The sequence below is a fragment of the Bacillus cereus group sp. N6 genome, from assembly GCF_016483705.1.
Taxonomy (GTDB): Bacteria; Bacillota; Bacilli; order Bacillales; family Bacillaceae_G; genus Bacillus_A; species Bacillus_A wiedmannii.
In genome coordinates, this window is sequence record NZ_JAEHBI010000004.1 from 62,546 (window position 1) to 79,077 (window position 16,532).

A 16,532-nucleotide genomic window follows, 5' to 3' on the forward strand; every position below is an offset into this window, starting at 1 on the left:
CTTAGCTACCATAACGATTTACGGAAGTAAGAACCATATCATACTTTTTCTATTCCTAACTTAGACCACATGGAACAAGTATTATTGAGCCTGTGGCATGTTGAATAAGGCATTTGCTTGTGTCTGCTGTGCTACTTGAGCTTGTTGCATCATACGATTATCGTGAATCGCTTTAACAGCTGCTCCAATTTCATTGATTTTTACATTTGCAATTTCTTGTGTAAGATTAGCAGTAATCTTGAATTGCTCATAAATTTCTTTCATTTTAGCTACTACAGCATCTTGTGAAGCTCCTGTACCTAATGATAATGTTGCCATTTGCGTTGCTAAATCACGTATCGCAATCTTCTGTTGATCTGTAGCTGCATAAGGGTTTTGTTGCTGTGGTGGATTCTGATATTGCTGTTGTTGTTGCTGATAATTCTGGTGTTGATAGTTTTGAGGAGCCTGATTAGGCCCCTTATCATCAGAATCAACTGGTAAGTCTTCACCAGCGTATACATATAGTCCAAGTCCATGACCTGCAATAGCTTTCACCTTTGCACGTTGGATACTGTTATTGATGTCAAATGTTGTAGGTTTAGCGATTGGTTTATTACGGAAGTCTAATACTGGGAAAGGTTCAGAGACAGAAACACCATTTACGATAACTTCTACTTCTACAAAGTATCCAAGAGCGGTTCTTATATATGGTACTAAAAGACCACCTGTTTCAGGCTCAGGGAAACGTTTTACGTTAATCTTTGCATCAGGATGTTTTCGTTTAAGTTGTTCAACTGCATGAGCCCAACTCATATAAGAGAATCCATTTTTCTTTTCTAAGTATTTTGTTACATCCATACCTGCCATTTCCGCAAAATAGTTCTTTTCTAATTTAACGGGTTCTTCTACAACGTCTTGCTCCACTGGTGGAGCTTCTGTAGTTACTGCTGTCATTTGTTTTCCTCCTTGATTACTCTGGAACATATAAGTCCCTCCTCACATTCATTGTTGAGGGTATTCACTTTTTAAGAAAGGAAGCCCCTTTTTCAAGGAGCCTTTGCTCTAGTTGGGTAAGTCTTAACAATCATTCATGATGTTCGAAAACTGCTCCGGAGTTGTATGCTTAGAAATAGAACGAATAAGACAAGCCACATTAGGCTGCTTTTTTGAAGAAGTTTCTACTTGTTTAAGTACTTCCACATGTCCTTTTCCTTTACACATACTACAAAAGCCACTCTTCACAATACCGGTGCCATCACACCATGAACATGAACGATCCATTAACATATTTAACCCTTCCTTTCAAAAGTATATATACTGAACGGATGATCATTGTCCTCACTTTCTGCATGTCTTGCGTCTAGTTTAGCCGACCATTCCGAACTGTCTAACATAGGAAAGTATGAATCTGCTTCAGGGAACGAATGATGAATACGAGTAAAATAAACACGCGAAGCCATCGGTAGGAACAATTCATAAGTTTGTTGACCACCAATAACAACGATCTCTTTATCTTTCGATTGTTCAATCATGAATTGAATGTACTCTAGACTTTCAAAAACAAGATTCTCATCTACTAAATGCAGATGGTCCATTGTTAAAGCCATTGGGCTTCTAGTAAGTACAATATTGAATCGATCCTTTAATGGTTTATGACCAAGTGAAGCAAAGGTTTTGTAGCCCATAATAATTGGTTTGCCTTTTGTCTTTTTTATGAAATGCTTCATATCGTCCTTCAATCGGCAAAGTAGTTTATTCTCAAATCCAATTGCATTGTTTTCATCTGCAGCTACAATAAGGCTAATCATACTGCAACCTCAATTTTCATTTGTGGGTGTTTCTCATAGTTTTCTAAGCGGAAATCATCTGCTGTAAAACTATAAAAATCTGTTTTTTCGGGATTGATCCATAAAGTAGGAGCGGCATAAGGCTCTCTTTTAACAAGCTCTTCTGCCAATTCAAGGTGTTTGTTGTATATATGGCAATCTCCAATAACATGTAACAATTCTCCTGCTTCTTGCCCAATATGACGAGCAACCATATGTAGGAGTATTGCGTATTCACACACATTAAAAGCATTTGCTGTAACGAAGTCCTGAGATCTTTGTTTTAAAATCAGATTTGTTTTCTTTCCATCTGACCAAAATTGCAAGTGATGAGCACATGGAGGTAAATTCATTCTTCCTGTATCATCTACGTTCCACATTTCAATTATTGCTCTACGAGTAAATGGATCTCGTTTCAATTCTCCCAAGACATAATCCATTTGGTTGTCGTAACCGAATATAGGTTTAGATACCTGATATCCGTATGCCTCACCAATTGACCCCTTTTTCTCTAATCGAACAAAAGGAAATGTTTTTGAGAATCTAAGTCTTGTTTTTTTGAATGCCCATTGGTTCCAAATCTTTGCTCTCATATCATTTACGTTGTTAGAACGTTTACGATAAATCCAATCTACTTCATCAAAGATAGTTTTTAATGGTAGTGGACGAGTTGTTGGTGCTGGGAATTCTTTTGATAAGTCATAGCGATTAACAACACCGAAAATTCGTTTTGTTGCAATTGGTGATCCATCTTCCCATACCGCACGATTATCTGGAGTCCATTCTTGAGCTAATATACGTTTTAAAGTATCCTTCTGATAATCATCTATTAAAGCCAATTTCCATCCTCCCTTTTCTTTTCTTGCTATAACGTAAGGATTTAGAAATAGGAAAGTCAACCCGCGAATTAGAGTAATTTCACTCGCTGAACATTCTCTTTTTCTACGTAGGAATCCAATAGAGACAGTAAATAATCTTGAGAAGCTTTATTGATTTTTACTTCGTCATAGAATTTAACTTCTCCACCAACAAAGCTTTTTGATTGAGGAGCACGTAGGTAAAGTTCGCCTGAATTTTCTTTAGAGTTAAACACCACAATACGTGTTTCTCCAATCCCTGCATCAACTAACATTGTTGTAACAATACCGATTCCTTGTTGTTTAGCAGATGGTTTGAATAGCTTCACTTTACGAATACCTAGTTCTGCATTTAAATACCCTGACTTGTTTTCTATGGTGAAACGTACTTCTGAATCTTTTGTGATAGTAGCAGTTGTTGACAATGTAATTCCCTCCAAATAAAAAAGGCCCTCCACTAGGGAGAGCCATGTTTTGTTTTATTTATAAATTAGCTAGCAAATTTGTAATTAACACCAGTTTCAGCTGTATGTGTAATGATGACAGACTCCACTTTGATTCCTTTTAATGGCTCGTCATCTTCATCTTGGAATTTTGCTGTTACAAATTCTCCATCAACAATCATTTTATGTGTTTCTTCCACAATATTTGCTGGATTGAAACTCATAGAGAAGTAATCCCCACCTTGCATATAACCACTAAGTTGAATCGTTTCACTGAACAGATTGATGTTCTTGCTTCTTAATTCGATAGTCTTACCGTTATCAAGAATCACTTTTACATCATAACGTTGTGAATCTGTTGTTAAGATATTTAAATCACCAATAGCAGAACGGAACGTATAACCCTCATTTAATTCAAAAGCAATCGCACGTAAGCTGTCGTAATTTAACTTCACACGATTTGCAAATGCTACAACGTGCTTGATTTCACCATGATACTGTTCTTCTAATTTATCTTTTAGATAGATTTCGATTTCAGTAGCAGTTGGGTAATCAAATCGAATATGGTAATGGAATCGACCAGGACGGCTTAACATGAATTCATTTACCTTATTAAGATCATTTACTGTAATTGCATAGATACGTTTCTTCTGAGAAGTACCATCAAATAATCCAAGTAAATTCTCTTGTTTTTCTGCTTCTTCATTACGAGGATTAAACATCTTCTCAAATTCATCCAAGATAATTAATGCTTCTTGGTCAATTTGTTCGATGAAATCAGCAATTCCTGGGAATGCCTTTGTAACCATAATAACTGGGATATTCTTTTTAACAACTGCTTCTGCAATAAGCTGAACAAACATGGATTTACCCATACCTTTGTTACCACTCAAGATGATACCTAAGCTACGTTCAAATTTATCATATGATTTTAATACTTTGCTAATCTTTTCTGGGTGGCTACCATAAATCTTTGCTTCCATTGATTCGAAGTTGTCAATTTTCTCTAAAGAGAAACCTGCTCTTGGATGAAACTCCACTTTGTATGTAGCAGCTGGTAATTTGTCATAAGTTTTTAAATCATCACCGTAAATTTTAAAAGTACTTCCAAAGTTAACTATTTTCATTGTATGTTACTCCTTTTTCTCTCGTTGTTTTTTGTTTTTTGTCGTTGTTGAAAAAAGAGTCTCAGGCAACCGAAATTACCCGAGACTTATTTGAAGATGTTGAGATTATCAGTCCCAACGATCAAGCTTGTAAACTGCTGTTCCTGTTTTTGTTGTTACACGAACCATTGCGTTCCAAGTTGCACCATATTGTAATCGAACACCACAAGCAGAAGCTTCTTCGTATTCTTCAATCTTTGCACCCTTAGAATAAGCTTCAAGAGTTGAGCGAATTTCACGTAACTCTGATTTAAGGATTTCTGGGAACAATGCATTACCAGCGCTATTGAATCGATTATCTTTTGCTCCATCTAAAATAAGGAATACTGCTTTTCCTTGATGAGCATTTTCGTCATACCACATAGACGGCTGGAATGTAATTGCCGTTACTTTTTGGTAGCCTGTAGATACATTCCACTTGCTAGCATTTGAACCACCACTGTAAACGTACCAAGAGAAAGGATTACGTTGCTCTTCTTTATCCCATTGTAAAATAGGCGGTGCATCTTCATGTGAAGCTGTAAGAATAGCTGAGAAGTTATCAACACTCTTAACTTGGTATTCAATTTCTTCTGCTAATGGAAGAACTGTTTCCATGAACTTTCTCCATGTCATAGTGACAGGTGGTACATTCATTTTAGGTAATTCTTTCTTATCTTTTGATTGAAGATGTGAGAAGACGCCTCCACTATTTTTCGTAGTTTCTGTTTTGCCTTTAGGAGTCCATTCTGTTTTTAGTTCTTCTACTCGTGCAAATCGACGACTTAAAGATTTTTGAATTCCTAATTTCTCAACAATCTTTTCCGCTTGAGCAATGTTACCTGCTGATGGTGCAGCTTGCGGACGTTGATATTGTAATGGATGCATCTTTTCAGCAAATCGACGACTAACTGTATCGAATGACATACCAGAAGCGATATCATCAAGAAGCGTTCCAATCATTGAACTTCTAACATGACAGAAACCTGTCGGTGCTGTAGCAACAGCTAACCAAACAATGTTTTCTTTATGACGAGAGTTTTTAACACTATCGCGTTTTGCATGTACTTCTCTAAACCATTCTGCAGTACCTAAGCACTTCTCTGAACGATATAGAGATTCTGTTTTTAACAGTCCTACTGCTTGATCCACTACATCAACTGAATACTCCATTAATGCTCTGATAAGCATTTTAAAGTCTTCTAATTTTTCAGCCGTAACTTGATATGCAGTACGAATTACAGAACGATTTACTAATGTTTGAGGTAATGCGACAGATAAATGAGTCCATTCGCCAGTACGAGGAATACCTAATACTCGTGCATCTGGAATAAATACGCCATTTACTCTTGCATTTAATACAGCTTTTTTCATTGCAGAAACTGCTGGTGCGAAGAAACTTGGTGTAATATCTTCGTTCCACATTGCAGAATTCATAGTTCCATCTTCATCGATAGTAACAAGACCACCGAAACGATTAATGAAAATACGGCAAGCGTTACAAGTGTAATGCTGACGAGCTTCTGCAGGTAGATTATTTAAATAGATTTCATACAATTCACCAACATTTGTAGTGAACAGTTTCTTACCTGATTCAATCGCCATATCAAAGAAGTTCTTTACGCTTTGTTCAAATTGAGGATACTGATCGTTATTGCTATCCTCTTTGTTATAACCATACCCATTTAAGCTCATTTCTTTATTCATCTTTAACACTCTCCTGTTTTTGTTAGTTTTTTGTTTTATATATAATAGTGAGTAATTCTATATCACCCAACTGAATTTCCTTCAATAACTTTATGTACTTCACTTGTAACATCATGTCTTGAGTCACATAGGAAGGAACCATTTTGATAAGTGGTGACTACACAAACCAGTCTCCCATCTACCATGAAATGATTTACTTCTGTAGTAATATTGCTCATAACTTTTCCTCCCATATTAAAAAAGGTAAGGGCGTTAGCCCTCACCTATTAAGCTGCTTGTTGATCAATTAATTCTTTTACATCCATTAATACGCCAAATAATCCATCTGCAGATGTTGATTTACATGGCACGAAAAATTCATTGCAAACTTTAGCAACGTACTTACTTGCATCATGACTATTTTCTTGTGTACTAATAATTACATAGTCAGACTTAAGAATTTGAGAACGGATTCTTTGCTTATGTTCATCCCCTGTAAGATGAGTAAGTTGAATTTCTTCTACTCCATTTAATGAGTCTTTGAAGTCATTCATGCGTCCTTCTAACCCTACTAACAGGATTTTTTTATTCAGAAAAGGTGTTTTATCAAGTCGATCTATCATGGAGAAGCCCGATTCTGATTCAGTTGCATTGTTTTGACGATATGTTAATCGTTTTGACTCAACAGAAGTTGTTTGTTCGATTTCATCTGTGTCATATTTGTATGTTGCACGGAAACTATTTGTAATGTTATTTGTGTAGAAACGACCATCAATAATGTCATCTTTACTAATTTTGAAACGTTGTGCATCTTTTTCATTGATATATAAACATGCAGGTGATTCATTTACAAAAATTGCTCCATTGTTTGTGCTTGTAACTACTAATCGTCCACTAATTTCTTCAACGATACCCATTTTAATTTCTGCTAAGCTAGGGTTCGGAACATTTTTCCGATCCACGATACGGAATTCATAAATTGGTGAACCATCTTGGAATTGACCTTTAATACCTGTTACTTCAATTTTATTTTCATTTTCCATAGAAAGCTTACGAACTAGTTCTTCTGGAATTGGATATTTTAATTCTTCAATTACACCGCCAAATGCTTTCTTAAGGAAAGTAAATACGTGTCCAACTGGATATGTGTCTACCACTTCTACTGGTTCAACAACAATTGCTTCTGGTGCTAATACTTCTGTTGGTTCTAAAACAACATCTACTCCGACACCGCCGCCCTCGTAACTCATTTTGCTTAATTCTACAAGCTGTTCAATAATTCTATGATGAGGTTTAGCCCATTCTTCATACCTGTTAAAGTTAGATAGTGTAACCTGTTGTAATTCATAAACCATTTTTGCTTTTAATTCTTCAAACATTTTATCTATATACATTTTAATTATTCCTCCAATTTGTCTAGCAACTTATGATGCTATTATACTTTCAATTAAAATCGATTTGTCTTGAATGACATAGATGTCATCTAAGATTCATTTAGGTCATTTTTCATGTAATTCTTTTGTATTTTCAGACAAAAAGAAGAACCGCCCACTTTCTAGTGAACGGCCTTACCTTTTTGACTATAGAGCAACGGGCTCTGTTTGTTCATACATATTGTATGTTGTTACTTTGCTGGACATAGCTTCGCAATATTCATTGAATGCTTTCTTACCCTCTTTATCGCTACTAAATTTATCAGTAGAGAATGAAACTCCACGATTAATTTTTACACCGCGACGGATAATGAAATCATCTCGCATATCAGCATCTTGAACGATACCAGATCCTGCGAAGTGTCCACCAAAGCTTGAACGTAACATATTCATATTTGATACCTCTCAAGATATTACAGAATGTAGCCTAATCGAGTAGGAAAATATCATGTAGGGACTAATTCTGTTTTATTTTTATGCTGCAGCTTGTAATTCAGGTTTTGGTGCTTCTTCCGTATCACCATAACCATCTTCATCTACACGTTCACCATCTGGAAGCTCAACTTCTACTCCACGGATTTTCGCTTCAAGTTCAGCAGCTAAATCTTTGTTTTCATGTAAGAAAGCAACAAGTCTTGCTTGTCCATTGAACTTAAGTTCTACACCATTATGTTGTCGAATTTCTCCAGTTTCTTCATCAATAATACGGTACCATCCACCATTTTTATGAATGATTTCCGCAAGAATAGCTACCTGAGCTACTTCGTCAATACGGTCTACACCATGTCCATAGATAAGTGGGAACGAAGCTTCCTTGAATGGAACTGCAATTTTATTTTTTACAACTTTAATTTTTACAATGTGACCAATAATCTCATTGCCGTTCTTAATGTATTCGCCCATCGTAACTCGAATACGTTGAGAAGCATAGAATGGTAATGCACGACCACCAGAAGTTGTTGTAGGTGTACCAGCTGGGCTGAATTTACCAATAGCTTCACGGATTTGGTTAATGAATCCTACTGTACAATTGTGCTCATAAGCAATACCTGTTAACTTCTGCATTGTTGTACTCATGAAACGAGCTAGTAGACCCATAGTTTGTTGTTCAGCAGAAGATTCTACAATTTTAGTTGGAACCATTGCAGATACAGAGTCAATTGCAATCAAACGAACTTCACCTGAACGAATAAGACTGTCAGCAATATCTACAGCATTTTCTGCAGTTTTTGGGTTTACATAGATTAATTTATCTAAGTCTACTCCGTATTGTTGAGCCAGTTCTTTATTCATAGCATGCTCCATATCAATGAAAGCAACATAGCCTTCATTTTTACGTTGAACTTCAGCTATGTGAAGAAACATCAGTGTTGTTTTTCCAGCCATTGAGTTACCAAAGTACTCAATAATACGACCATTTGCTACGCCGCCACCTAAAGCTAAATCCATTGTTAATGAACCGCTTGAGAACAGTTTAATAGTTGGACCTGTATTAACCGAATAACCGATTGTATCTTCCCCAAGTTGTTTGTTGATTGTAGACATTAATTTTTCAATGCTCATTTATTGTCCTCCGTCGTGTTGTATTTTGTGAGAATCTCCTGTGCACGCACTAGGACTTCCACATCTTCATACAACCCGAACTGCTTTGCAGAGTCCCTTTCACTCCTAGCACGCTTTTCTACCTTATTAATAAGGCTTCCAAGATCAAGAGATTCTTCTTGTTTCATAGCTTGTTTAGTAAAGTATTCAAACTCCTCAGTTAAACAAATAGAGATTTGTTCTACTGCTTCTTCATGCGGTAACGTTTGTAAATAAGAGTTATAAAGGCCCATCAGGAATTGATGAAGCCCTTGTTTTAACTCTGATCGTAATCGTCGTTGAGTACTCATATAATCACCTCAAGAAACGAATACCCTACCCTAGAATGGTAGAGCATCGTCACTAATGTTCACGCCACCAGCGAACATCTCAGGGTTGTATTGCCCTTGTTGTCCTTGTGGTTGGTATGGAGGTTGTCCCTGGAATTGTTGCTGCCCTTGTTGAGCGTAAGGGTTTTGACCTTGGAACTGTTGTTGCTGCCCTTGTGGTTGGTATGGGTTTTGCCCCTGGAATTGTTGTTGCTGTTGGAACTGCTGTTGACCTTGTTGTTGGAATTGCTGCTGGCCACCGTTACCTTGTCCACCATCATTATTAGAAGAAAGGAATTTAACATTGTCTGCACGAAGTTCCCAATATGTTGTTTTATCCTTTTTAGAAGACTTCATCTTACCTTCTACTAATACCAAAGAACCTTTCTTAGTGTACTGTTGTACGTTTTCACCTAATTTACCCCAAGCAGATACGTTGAAGAAATCAGTAGTTTTCTTATCCCCGAATCCGTCATCTACTGCAATAGCAAAACGACAAACTTTGTTTTCACCATATGTTTCGCTCTCAGGATCACGAGTTAAACGACCTACTGCTAATTGTTTTTGATACATAATAAATTACCTCCGGATTTTTAATTTGATATATATGTTTCATTCGCTACATAGTCATGAAGCGGTTTTAACAACGAAAATACAGCGTCTTTGTTAGACATCTTCTTCTCTTTAAAATCTTGGACAAACTCTACTTCGATTAAAGAGACTCCTTCATTACGTGCAGTCGCTGCGCTTAACTCATTTTCGAGTTTTTCTTGAGCGAACTTAATTTGTTCTACTGAAGGATAAGGCATTGCTGAAGAACATCTGCTATAGATGTAGTTCCTGCACCCAACAGCACAAACATAGTCTCGATCGTAATGATTTTCTTCATATTTAATACCTAACTTTTCAAGCGTAGGAATTAATGATTTTGGTACATTCGCTCCAGTCGTTCTTTCACGCCGGTTATGAATGTATAAAGCTTTGAATTCAATAATGTACTTATCACGACCATAACGATGATTCGAATAGTCATAACGTGGTTCATGATAAGTAAACAAGATGCTTCCAACGCTCAATTTCTTATGCATTGCCATCGCTATATCACCCCTATTGTTTCTGAGTAGATTTAGATTCTCTTCTTATTTTGTTGTAGCAGCGGCGACAAACACTTGAGTATGACTCATTGCCACCTACCTGCACGACTTCTCCCTCAAAGACAGGAATGTTGTTTACTAGGCGCACATTTCGATTTGCTTTATTCTCACAATGAATGCATTGGTTCTTGATTTCACGAATACTATCTGCTGATTCAACTAATCGTTTACTTCCTTCGAATAGCTGACCTTGGAAATCCGTCATTAATCCATAAGCAATAACGTTAATCCCAAAATCATCTGCTAAATGTGAAAGTGTATCGATCATATCTGTGTCCATGAATTGGACTTCATCTACAAATAACCAGTCAGGTTTTTTCAGCATTGCTATTTGAAGCAACTCCGTGAAATGAGTAATTGGTGTGCAATCCATCTCAATACTTAGGGCGCGTGATTTAACCTTTCTATCCCTTGTATCCTGAGAACTCTTGACGATCTCGAAGTTCTTTCCTTGTTGTTCGAAATTAAATGCGGTCATAATCAACTGTGCTGACTTTGAGCTGTTCATGCTTCCATAATAAAAAACTACCTTGGCCATTTAGACCCTCTCCCTCTTACTAAAATCAATGTTGTTTTGTTGATCCAATCTTATTTAGGCGTTGCTCTTCAGCAATCAGAATGTGTGTCCAATTCTTTTCATACGTTTTTAAGAAGTCAAAATACGCTTTCTGTTCATCGGAGGTTGGAGTAAGTTCAAAGATATGAACTAAACCATTAATCACATCAAGAGACTCTTCTTTATTGTCATCATTGAAGACAAATAAAAAGTGCGTTTCTCCCTGCTCTATCTTCATCTGCAATGCTGTTAATAGCAGATTAGCGACAGTTGTTTCACTAGCATTCGGGAAGAGACGCCTACATGTTTCGATTGAAATATGATTATCGTTAGTAAAGTCATCGTCTTTGAAAATAGAAGTATCTTTTAAGTCTGTTACCGCTAAAATAAAATGATTTCGATGAAATGCAGTTAAGTTGCTTTCATGAATTGTTGATAAATTAATCAATTGAATAACTCCTCTCAGAACGTAAGCACTTAAAAATTAAAAATCAAGACAAAAAGAGCCTTCTCCAGTAGTTTTTTCTACAAGAAAAGGCTCCTAATATAAAACAAAAAAACCGCTACATTTAGCGGTTCTCCGTATCCCTTTTTAAGTGTAGAGATAAACACATTTCGTAACAAATTTAAATATGATTTGAGGGAGAGAATTATTATTATATGGCAGAGAGGACGAGATTCGAACTCGCGCACGTTTTACCGCCTACTCCCTTAGCAGGGGAGCCCCTTGAGCCACTTGGGTACCTCTCTGTATTTGGGAAGGTGGTAGGGGGATGCCCCTACAATACTACTGTGACCAATTCACAGTCACCCTCATGGTATAAGGAAGGTGGTGGGGAATTGACCCCACGGTCTCTGCTCTTTACCAGTCAGTCTCCAATTTCCAGTTCACCTTCATATTTAATTGGCAGAAGCAGTAGGACTCGAACCCACAACGGAGGTTTTGGAGACCTCTGTTTTACCTTTAAACTATACTCCTATATGGTGGGCCGAGATGGATTCGAACCATCGAACTCTGAGAGGGCGGATTTACAGTCCGCTGCGTTTAACCACTTCGCTATCGACCCAAAAAGGTTGAGGGCGTTAGCCCTCGTTGGTGTCATACATGTGTGTGTGAAAAATAATGTGAGTAGAGCATCGGAATACTTCTACTCTGTTCGCTAAGGAACGTAAAAACAATGTGTGTCCTGTTAACTGTACGCCTCCGAAGGGACACTTCTTTTAAGGGGAGACGCACAGCAGATGCCGACAGAGGGACTCGAACCCCCAACCTACTGATTACAAGTCAGTTGCGCTACCAATTGTGCTATGCCGGCATATGGCTCAAAATGGCCTGAGATATAAATGGCGAGGGTGACGGGACTCGAACCCGCGACCTCTTGCGTGACAGGCAAGCGAACACTCCAACTGTTCTACACCCCCATTTTCTTAAAGGTTTATTTGGTTTTTTAAGCGAACACCTTTCTAAGATAAAACTTTCTTAATGGAATATTTGGATGAGGGCATTACCCTTGCCTTCCATGCAGAAAGAAACTCATTAAGTTCTAACGCCCCTACCAGGATTCGAACCTGGACTCTAAACTTAGAAGGTTCATGTGCTATCCTGTTACACCATAGGGGCAAAGTGAAATACCTAAACATAAACAAAAGTCCGGATAGCAGGATTTGAACCTACGACCCCCTGGTCCCAAACCAGGTGCTCTACCAAACTGAGCCACATCCGGATGATGGTGGAACTGACAGGACTTGAACCTGCGACATCCTGCGTGCAAGGCAGGCGCTCTCCCAGCTGAGCTACAATCCCAAGACGGGTTTTACTAGGATTCGAACCTAGGAATTCTGTGGCCATTCAGTGCACCAACCTCTTCTTGCTTTAAAACCCATAATATAATTGGCTGGGAATGATAGATTCGAACTACCGCATCAGAGAGTCAAAGTCCCTTGCCTTACCGCTTGGCTAATTCCCAATATAATGAATGGCTCTTGATTGACTCGAACAATCGACTTCTACCTTATGAGGGTAGCGCTCTAACCAACTGAGCTAAAGAGCCATGAAACCGAAGACGGGATTTAAACCCGCACGCCACGGAGACCAATTAAGGTTTAGTCCTTGAGTCTGACATTTGAACTTACTTCGGTATGGTATGGTGCTAGAAAGAAAAATCAGAAGAACAACTTCCTCTGAACCAAGAGACGGCTTGGACCCTCCCAAGTCTAGCATGATATAAGATGACGTATGCCGGATTCGAACCGGCGATATCGGATAGAAAGTCCGATGACTTAGGCCTCTTGTCGAATACGCCATGAAAGATATAATCACAATCCGACACCCATTAACGAAAGAAAATACCGAATGGGGATTCAGTAACACAAAATATAAAATAAAGGAGTGATTGAATGAGACATGGATGCCGGATTCTAATTACGGTTGCTACGCTCTGGAATCGAACCAGATTTTCAAGGGTTATGAGCCCAAGTGAGATTGCCAACCTCCCGCCAGCTATGATACAAGGATTAGGTGGGGTGACATTCCCACATCTCCAACTAGGGTGATGGCTGCCTGTTCCATCTTCAGAAATCCTTGTGTATATAAGCACCTTACGGGAATCGAACCCGTACCGTCTGATTGGAAGTCAGAAATCATAGCCATTAGACCAAAAGTGCATGTTAAGCAAGAGACAGGATTCGAACCTGCGAAAAATTGGGTTGCAACCAATCGTGTTAAGCCACTTCGCTACCCCTGCATAATAATATGGCGTGTATGGTCGGAATCGAACCGCCCTTCTGGACTATGACCTCCTGCTCTGATACAGTGGCTTACCATAGTCAATCTCCTCACCAATCTAACCGTAATGACTTATCGTTCATCTATGTTTCAGAATACATAGGACCCCAATAAACCTTCGAGAAAGATTCGTTTCTACCTGAGCTACACATAATATGGCGGAGGGTGAGGGACTCGAACCCCCATCGGTTTTACCCTACGTCAGTTTTCAAGACTGATCTCTTACCAATTAGAGTAACCCTCCACATTAGATACGGACGGAGAGACTCGAACTCTCACGCCGAAGCACTAGATCCTAAGTCTAGCGTGTCTGCCAATTCCACCACGTCCGCATAATTTGGCTCTGACGGTAGGATTCGAACCTACGACCTTTCGGTTAACAGCCGAGCGCACTACCACTGTGCTACGCCAGAATAATAATATTTAACAACATAAGTACTTATACTGTGATTTTGTTTTCATAACATAAGCACTTCTTTTTTATTTGTCAACATTTACTTTAATTAATTGCTACCTACACAGCCTAGCAGTGATTGAAGGTGTGCATAAAGACCATTTTACTGTCATCTAGGGTTTTTATAATCGTTTATCTTTGTGTTTTAAACTTTATAAAATAAGAACTTTGAACCCTAATCCTTACACTTTGAACCTTGAACTTTGAGCTTTTCTTACCTGTTTTTGATTATTTCTTAATCAAATTTTAATTCGTCCTATACGAATATTCTCTTTGTAAGTACGCCCATGTATTGGTCATAAATGTTGGAGCTGGGAATTTAACGTCCCCCGGCAAGACGTATACACGTTTTAACGTTCCGTGTAAGTAGCAATATTAGTTATAGATTAAGCAGAAATCTCAATGAAAGTAGTGGCATTCGCCTCTGACTTAACTGAGTCTACTTCAATCAAGAATGTGTTAATTTCTGTTTCAAGCTTCTCAATCTCTTTACGGATTTCGATTGGATCAACCACTTTTGGATTGTAACGTTTTAAGAAGTTTTCAGTGATTTCTTCAACTTCTGCAGCATGATTCTTACGATCTTTAGAACCAAGGTCTGCTTCTAAACGCTTATCTAAGCGATTCTCCATTTGTTGCTTTTCAATCTCCATTTTTTGATTGACTACAGCTAATTGACGTTTTAATTCATTAAGAAGTGATTGCTTGTATTCGATGAATTCTTGTTGATCAATCGCTTCTGCAATTGTCATTTCAACACCAGCAATATTCACTTTCGTCGTTGCGTTCGCCAAGATTAGCTTTGATTTGATTTCGTTGCGGCGCTTAATTAAGTCCGTTACAGACTGATAACCAGCTGCAGCAAGCTCCTCAAATTCTTTTGTTGATTGATACCCTTTTGGTTTTTCTTCACCAATTTGGTATGTTACGTATTGTTTGTCATTAATAGAAGAAAGAATACGTTTATTTAACATTTTTAACTCTGCTAATGCACGATGTAATGATAATTTCATATATATTGCCTCCCTTTATTCTCATAGGTAAATTAAGGGCTCCTACCACTCCCTTAATACTAGTGAATCATCACTAGGGTCTTCCTCCTCACAGCGAAAACCATCCTAATATCTATTGAAAAAACGTTGAATGCAATTGCTAGATTACTAATTCAACCCTATGAGTAAAGAAAGTCAATACCTTTTTTAAAAATTTTTAAAAGTTTTTTTGCAAATAAAAAAGCAGACACAAAAATGTGCCTACCTTTTCGGGAATTAGTATCTTGTTAGATTCGCATAAGTTAGAGAAACCCAACCATCATGCACTCTCGCCCATCCGCCACTAATCTCGTAGATGTTCCATGTGTCTCCACTAGAGATAGTACGAATAATATCTCCGTCTGTAGAAGGTTTAGTACGGACGTTTAAGTTTGCAGTAGTTGTGATTTTTCCGATTGGATTACGTTTTCCTGCTAAGTCTTCAGGTGTTCCATTAGAAGAACTTCCTGCAGGTGTAAACTTAACATAAGCAGGACCTGCTGATACCCATTGGTTTCCTCCGACATTGTACATGCCATTAGATAGTCCCCAAGTTTGGTATGTTTCACCTTTCTTCACAGTCTTAACAACTCGTGAGTCAAAGCTAGCAGATTCACGTACGTTTAGTTCTGCAACAAGAATCTCAACAACACCAATACCATCTGTTGAAGGTGGTGTAGTTACTGGCGGCGTTACAGTAGAACCGTTAAGTTCAGCTTGTACTGCTGCTAAGAAACTATTCCAACGTCCTTCATCTAGGATACGGTGCGGACAATTCTTAACTGCTCTAGAACTACCGTTTTTAACACCAATTTCTGTCCAACTCTTATGAGTACGAACACGATCAATTCCCCATCCGCGCTCTCTTAGTAATTGAGCAACGAATTTAATAGCTAATGCTTCAGCTTTCGTATATCTTGAACCACCAGATAATGAGTAACAGATTTCAACACCGATAGATTTTCGGTTACCGTTACCACCACCATCACCACAATGCCAAGCATTACGATCAACCGGAATACCTTGAATAACTTCGATATCATCTACTGCGAAGTGGAATGAAACCTCGTTATTGTTTCCGATCATGTAATTTACCTCGTTCTTAGCAGGCGCATCATTATAAGTGTTATGCACTGTAATGTACTCTGCTTTCATAGAATAAGGACACTTGATTGGGTATTTGCTTGTAGCCACAAGATTTTGTTTAACTGAAATGGCCATAGTCGTACACCTCCGTATAGATTGGAATGCACGACTAAATTAACCACTT

The 16,532-nt window shown here is 38.1% G+C and carries 18 protein-coding genes and 16 tRNA genes; all 34 read right to left on the reverse strand.

The features are described 5' to 3' along the window. Positions 1 to 81: 81 nt before the first annotated feature. The 34 genes from JDS99_RS05105 to JDS99_RS05270 all read right to left on the reverse strand — a co-directional run bounded on the left by JDS99_RS05105 (position 82) and on the right by JDS99_RS05270 (position 16,483). Positions 82 to 936 carry a Sak single strand annealing protein gene (locus tag JDS99_RS05105; RefSeq protein ID WP_242475647.1) on the reverse strand — a complete coding sequence of 285 codons (855 nt, stop codon included), beginning with the start codon at positions 934 to 936 and terminating at the stop codon, positions 82 to 84. Between the two features lie 123 nt (positions 937 to 1,059). Then, on the reverse strand, positions 1,060 to 1,269 hold the full coding sequence (locus JDS99_RS05110) for a hypothetical protein (RefSeq protein WP_139888813.1): 210 nt from the start codon (positions 1,267 to 1,269) through the stop codon (positions 1,060 to 1,062). A 2-nt stretch (positions 1,270 to 1,271) separates the two neighbouring features. Further along, positions 1,272 to 1,790, reverse strand: a complete 519-nt coding sequence (locus tag JDS99_RS05115) for a dihydrofolate reductase (protein ID WP_139888814.1) — start codon at positions 1,788 to 1,790, stop codon at positions 1,272 to 1,274. Further along, positions 1,787 to 2,647 (reverse strand): thymidylate synthase, encoded by an 861-nt coding sequence (gene thyA / locus JDS99_RS05120; RefSeq protein WP_199694671.1) that lies wholly within the window; start codon positions 2,645 to 2,647, stop codon positions 1,787 to 1,789. The genes JDS99_RS05115 and thyA overlap by 4 nt, the downstream gene beginning before the upstream one ends. Before the next feature lie 68 nt (positions 2,648 to 2,715). Beyond that, a complete protein-coding gene (locus tag JDS99_RS05125; protein ID WP_139888816.1) occupies positions 2,716 to 3,105 on the reverse strand; it encodes a hypothetical protein in 390 nt (129 codons plus the stop codon). A 50-nt stretch (positions 3,106 to 3,155) separates the two neighbouring features. Further along, positions 3,156 to 4,235 (reverse strand): ATP-binding protein, encoded by a 1,080-nt coding sequence (locus JDS99_RS05130; RefSeq protein WP_199694672.1) that lies wholly within the window; start codon positions 4,233 to 4,235, stop codon positions 3,156 to 3,158. A 108-nt stretch (positions 4,236 to 4,343) separates the two neighbouring features. After that, entirely contained in the window at positions 4,344 to 5,960 is a 1,617-nt protein-coding gene (locus JDS99_RS05135) for a hypothetical protein (RefSeq protein ID WP_199694673.1), read from the reverse strand. A 62-nt stretch (positions 5,961 to 6,022) separates the two neighbouring features. Continuing rightward, positions 6,023 to 6,178 (reverse strand): hypothetical protein, encoded by a 156-nt coding sequence (locus JDS99_RS05140; protein ID WP_180358552.1) that lies wholly within the window; start codon positions 6,176 to 6,178, stop codon positions 6,023 to 6,025. Between the two features lie 48 nt (positions 6,179 to 6,226). Further along, on the reverse strand, positions 6,227 to 7,333 hold the full coding sequence (locus tag JDS99_RS05145; protein WP_139888819.1) for a DUF2325 domain-containing protein: 1,107 nt from the start codon (positions 7,331 to 7,333) through the stop codon (positions 6,227 to 6,229). A gap of 186 nt (positions 7,334 to 7,519) precedes the next feature. Beyond that, positions 7,520 to 7,765, reverse strand: a complete 246-nt coding sequence (locus JDS99_RS05150; protein ID WP_242475649.1) for a hypothetical protein — start codon at positions 7,763 to 7,765, stop codon at positions 7,520 to 7,522. 81 nt (positions 7,766 to 7,846) lie between these two features. Next, the gene (locus JDS99_RS05155) at positions 7,847 to 8,935 is read right to left on the reverse strand and encodes a recombinase RecA (RefSeq protein WP_199694674.1); all 1,089 of its coding nucleotides are present in this window, start codon (positions 8,933 to 8,935) and stop codon (positions 7,847 to 7,849) included. After that, complete coding sequence (locus tag JDS99_RS05160; protein ID WP_139888821.1) at positions 8,932 to 9,264, reverse strand: hypothetical protein; 333 nt, start codon at positions 9,262 to 9,264, stop codon at positions 8,932 to 8,934. The genes JDS99_RS05155 and JDS99_RS05160 overlap by 4 nt, the downstream gene beginning before the upstream one ends. Positions 9,265 to 9,294: 30 nt before the next feature. Next, positions 9,295 to 9,855, reverse strand: a complete 561-nt coding sequence (locus JDS99_RS05165) for a single-stranded DNA-binding protein (RefSeq protein ID WP_199694675.1) — start codon at positions 9,853 to 9,855, stop codon at positions 9,295 to 9,297. Between the two features lie 20 nt (positions 9,856 to 9,875). Beyond that, on the reverse strand, positions 9,876 to 10,376 hold the full coding sequence (locus JDS99_RS05170; protein ID WP_139888823.1) for a hypothetical protein: 501 nt from the start codon (positions 10,374 to 10,376) through the stop codon (positions 9,876 to 9,878). Between the two features lie 13 nt (positions 10,377 to 10,389). Continuing rightward, positions 10,390 to 10,974 (reverse strand): thymidine kinase, encoded by a 585-nt coding sequence (locus JDS99_RS05175; RefSeq protein ID WP_199694676.1) that lies wholly within the window; start codon positions 10,972 to 10,974, stop codon positions 10,390 to 10,392. 25 nt (positions 10,975 to 10,999) lie between these two features. Further along, positions 11,000 to 11,440 (reverse strand): hypothetical protein, encoded by a 441-nt coding sequence (locus JDS99_RS05180; RefSeq protein WP_139888824.1) that lies wholly within the window; start codon positions 11,438 to 11,440, stop codon positions 11,000 to 11,002. Positions 11,441 to 11,653: 213 nt separating this feature from the next. Beyond that, positions 11,654 to 11,742: transfer RNA gene (locus JDS99_RS05185), tRNA-Ser, on the reverse strand. A 155-nt stretch (positions 11,743 to 11,897) separates the two neighbouring features. Continuing rightward, positions 11,898 to 11,971: transfer RNA gene (locus tag JDS99_RS05190), tRNA-Trp, on the reverse strand. Positions 11,972 to 11,974: 3 nt separating this feature from the next. Then, positions 11,975 to 12,059, reverse strand: a tRNA-Tyr gene (locus tag JDS99_RS05195). Between the two features lie 176 nt (positions 12,060 to 12,235). Beyond that, positions 12,236 to 12,308: transfer RNA gene (locus JDS99_RS05200), tRNA-Thr, on the reverse strand. Positions 12,309 to 12,337: 29 nt separating this feature from the next. Further along, positions 12,338 to 12,414, reverse strand: a tRNA-Asp gene (locus JDS99_RS05205). A 126-nt stretch (positions 12,415 to 12,540) separates the two neighbouring features. Next, positions 12,541 to 12,613, reverse strand: a tRNA-Arg gene (locus JDS99_RS05210). 29 nt (positions 12,614 to 12,642) lie between these two features. Then, positions 12,643 to 12,716, reverse strand: a tRNA-Pro gene (locus JDS99_RS05215). Positions 12,717 to 12,720: 4 nt separating this feature from the next. Next, a tRNA-Ala gene (locus tag JDS99_RS05220) sits at positions 12,721 to 12,796 on the reverse strand. 88 nt (positions 12,797 to 12,884) lie between these two features. Further along, positions 12,885 to 12,959, reverse strand: a tRNA-Gln gene (locus JDS99_RS05225). A gap of 10 nt (positions 12,960 to 12,969) precedes the next feature. Beyond that, positions 12,970 to 13,043: transfer RNA gene (locus JDS99_RS05230), tRNA-Met, on the reverse strand. A gap of 179 nt (positions 13,044 to 13,222) precedes the next feature. Continuing rightward, a tRNA-Glu gene (locus JDS99_RS05235) sits at positions 13,223 to 13,295 on the reverse strand. Positions 13,296 to 13,584: 289 nt separating this feature from the next. Beyond that, a tRNA-Gly gene (locus JDS99_RS05240) sits at positions 13,585 to 13,656 on the reverse strand. 6 nt (positions 13,657 to 13,662) lie between these two features. Beyond that, positions 13,663 to 13,736: transfer RNA gene (locus tag JDS99_RS05245), tRNA-Cys, on the reverse strand. 197 nt (positions 13,737 to 13,933) lie between these two features. Further along, positions 13,934 to 14,021: transfer RNA gene (locus JDS99_RS05250), tRNA-Ser, on the reverse strand. Positions 14,022 to 14,029: 8 nt separating this feature from the next. Beyond that, positions 14,030 to 14,109: transfer RNA gene (locus JDS99_RS05255), tRNA-Leu, on the reverse strand. 6 nt (positions 14,110 to 14,115) lie between these two features. Next, positions 14,116 to 14,190 (reverse strand) — tRNA-Asn (locus JDS99_RS05260). 427 nt (positions 14,191 to 14,617) lie between these two features. After that, positions 14,618 to 15,244: a hypothetical protein gene (locus JDS99_RS05265; RefSeq protein WP_199694677.1), complete on the reverse strand. Its 627-nt coding sequence runs from the start codon at positions 15,242 to 15,244 to the stop codon at positions 14,618 to 14,620. A 255-nt stretch (positions 15,245 to 15,499) separates the two neighbouring features. Continuing rightward, a complete protein-coding gene (locus JDS99_RS05270; protein ID WP_199694678.1) occupies positions 15,500 to 16,483 on the reverse strand; it encodes an N-acetylmuramoyl-L-alanine amidase in 984 nt (327 codons plus the stop codon). Positions 16,484 to 16,532 lie beyond the last annotated feature (49 nt).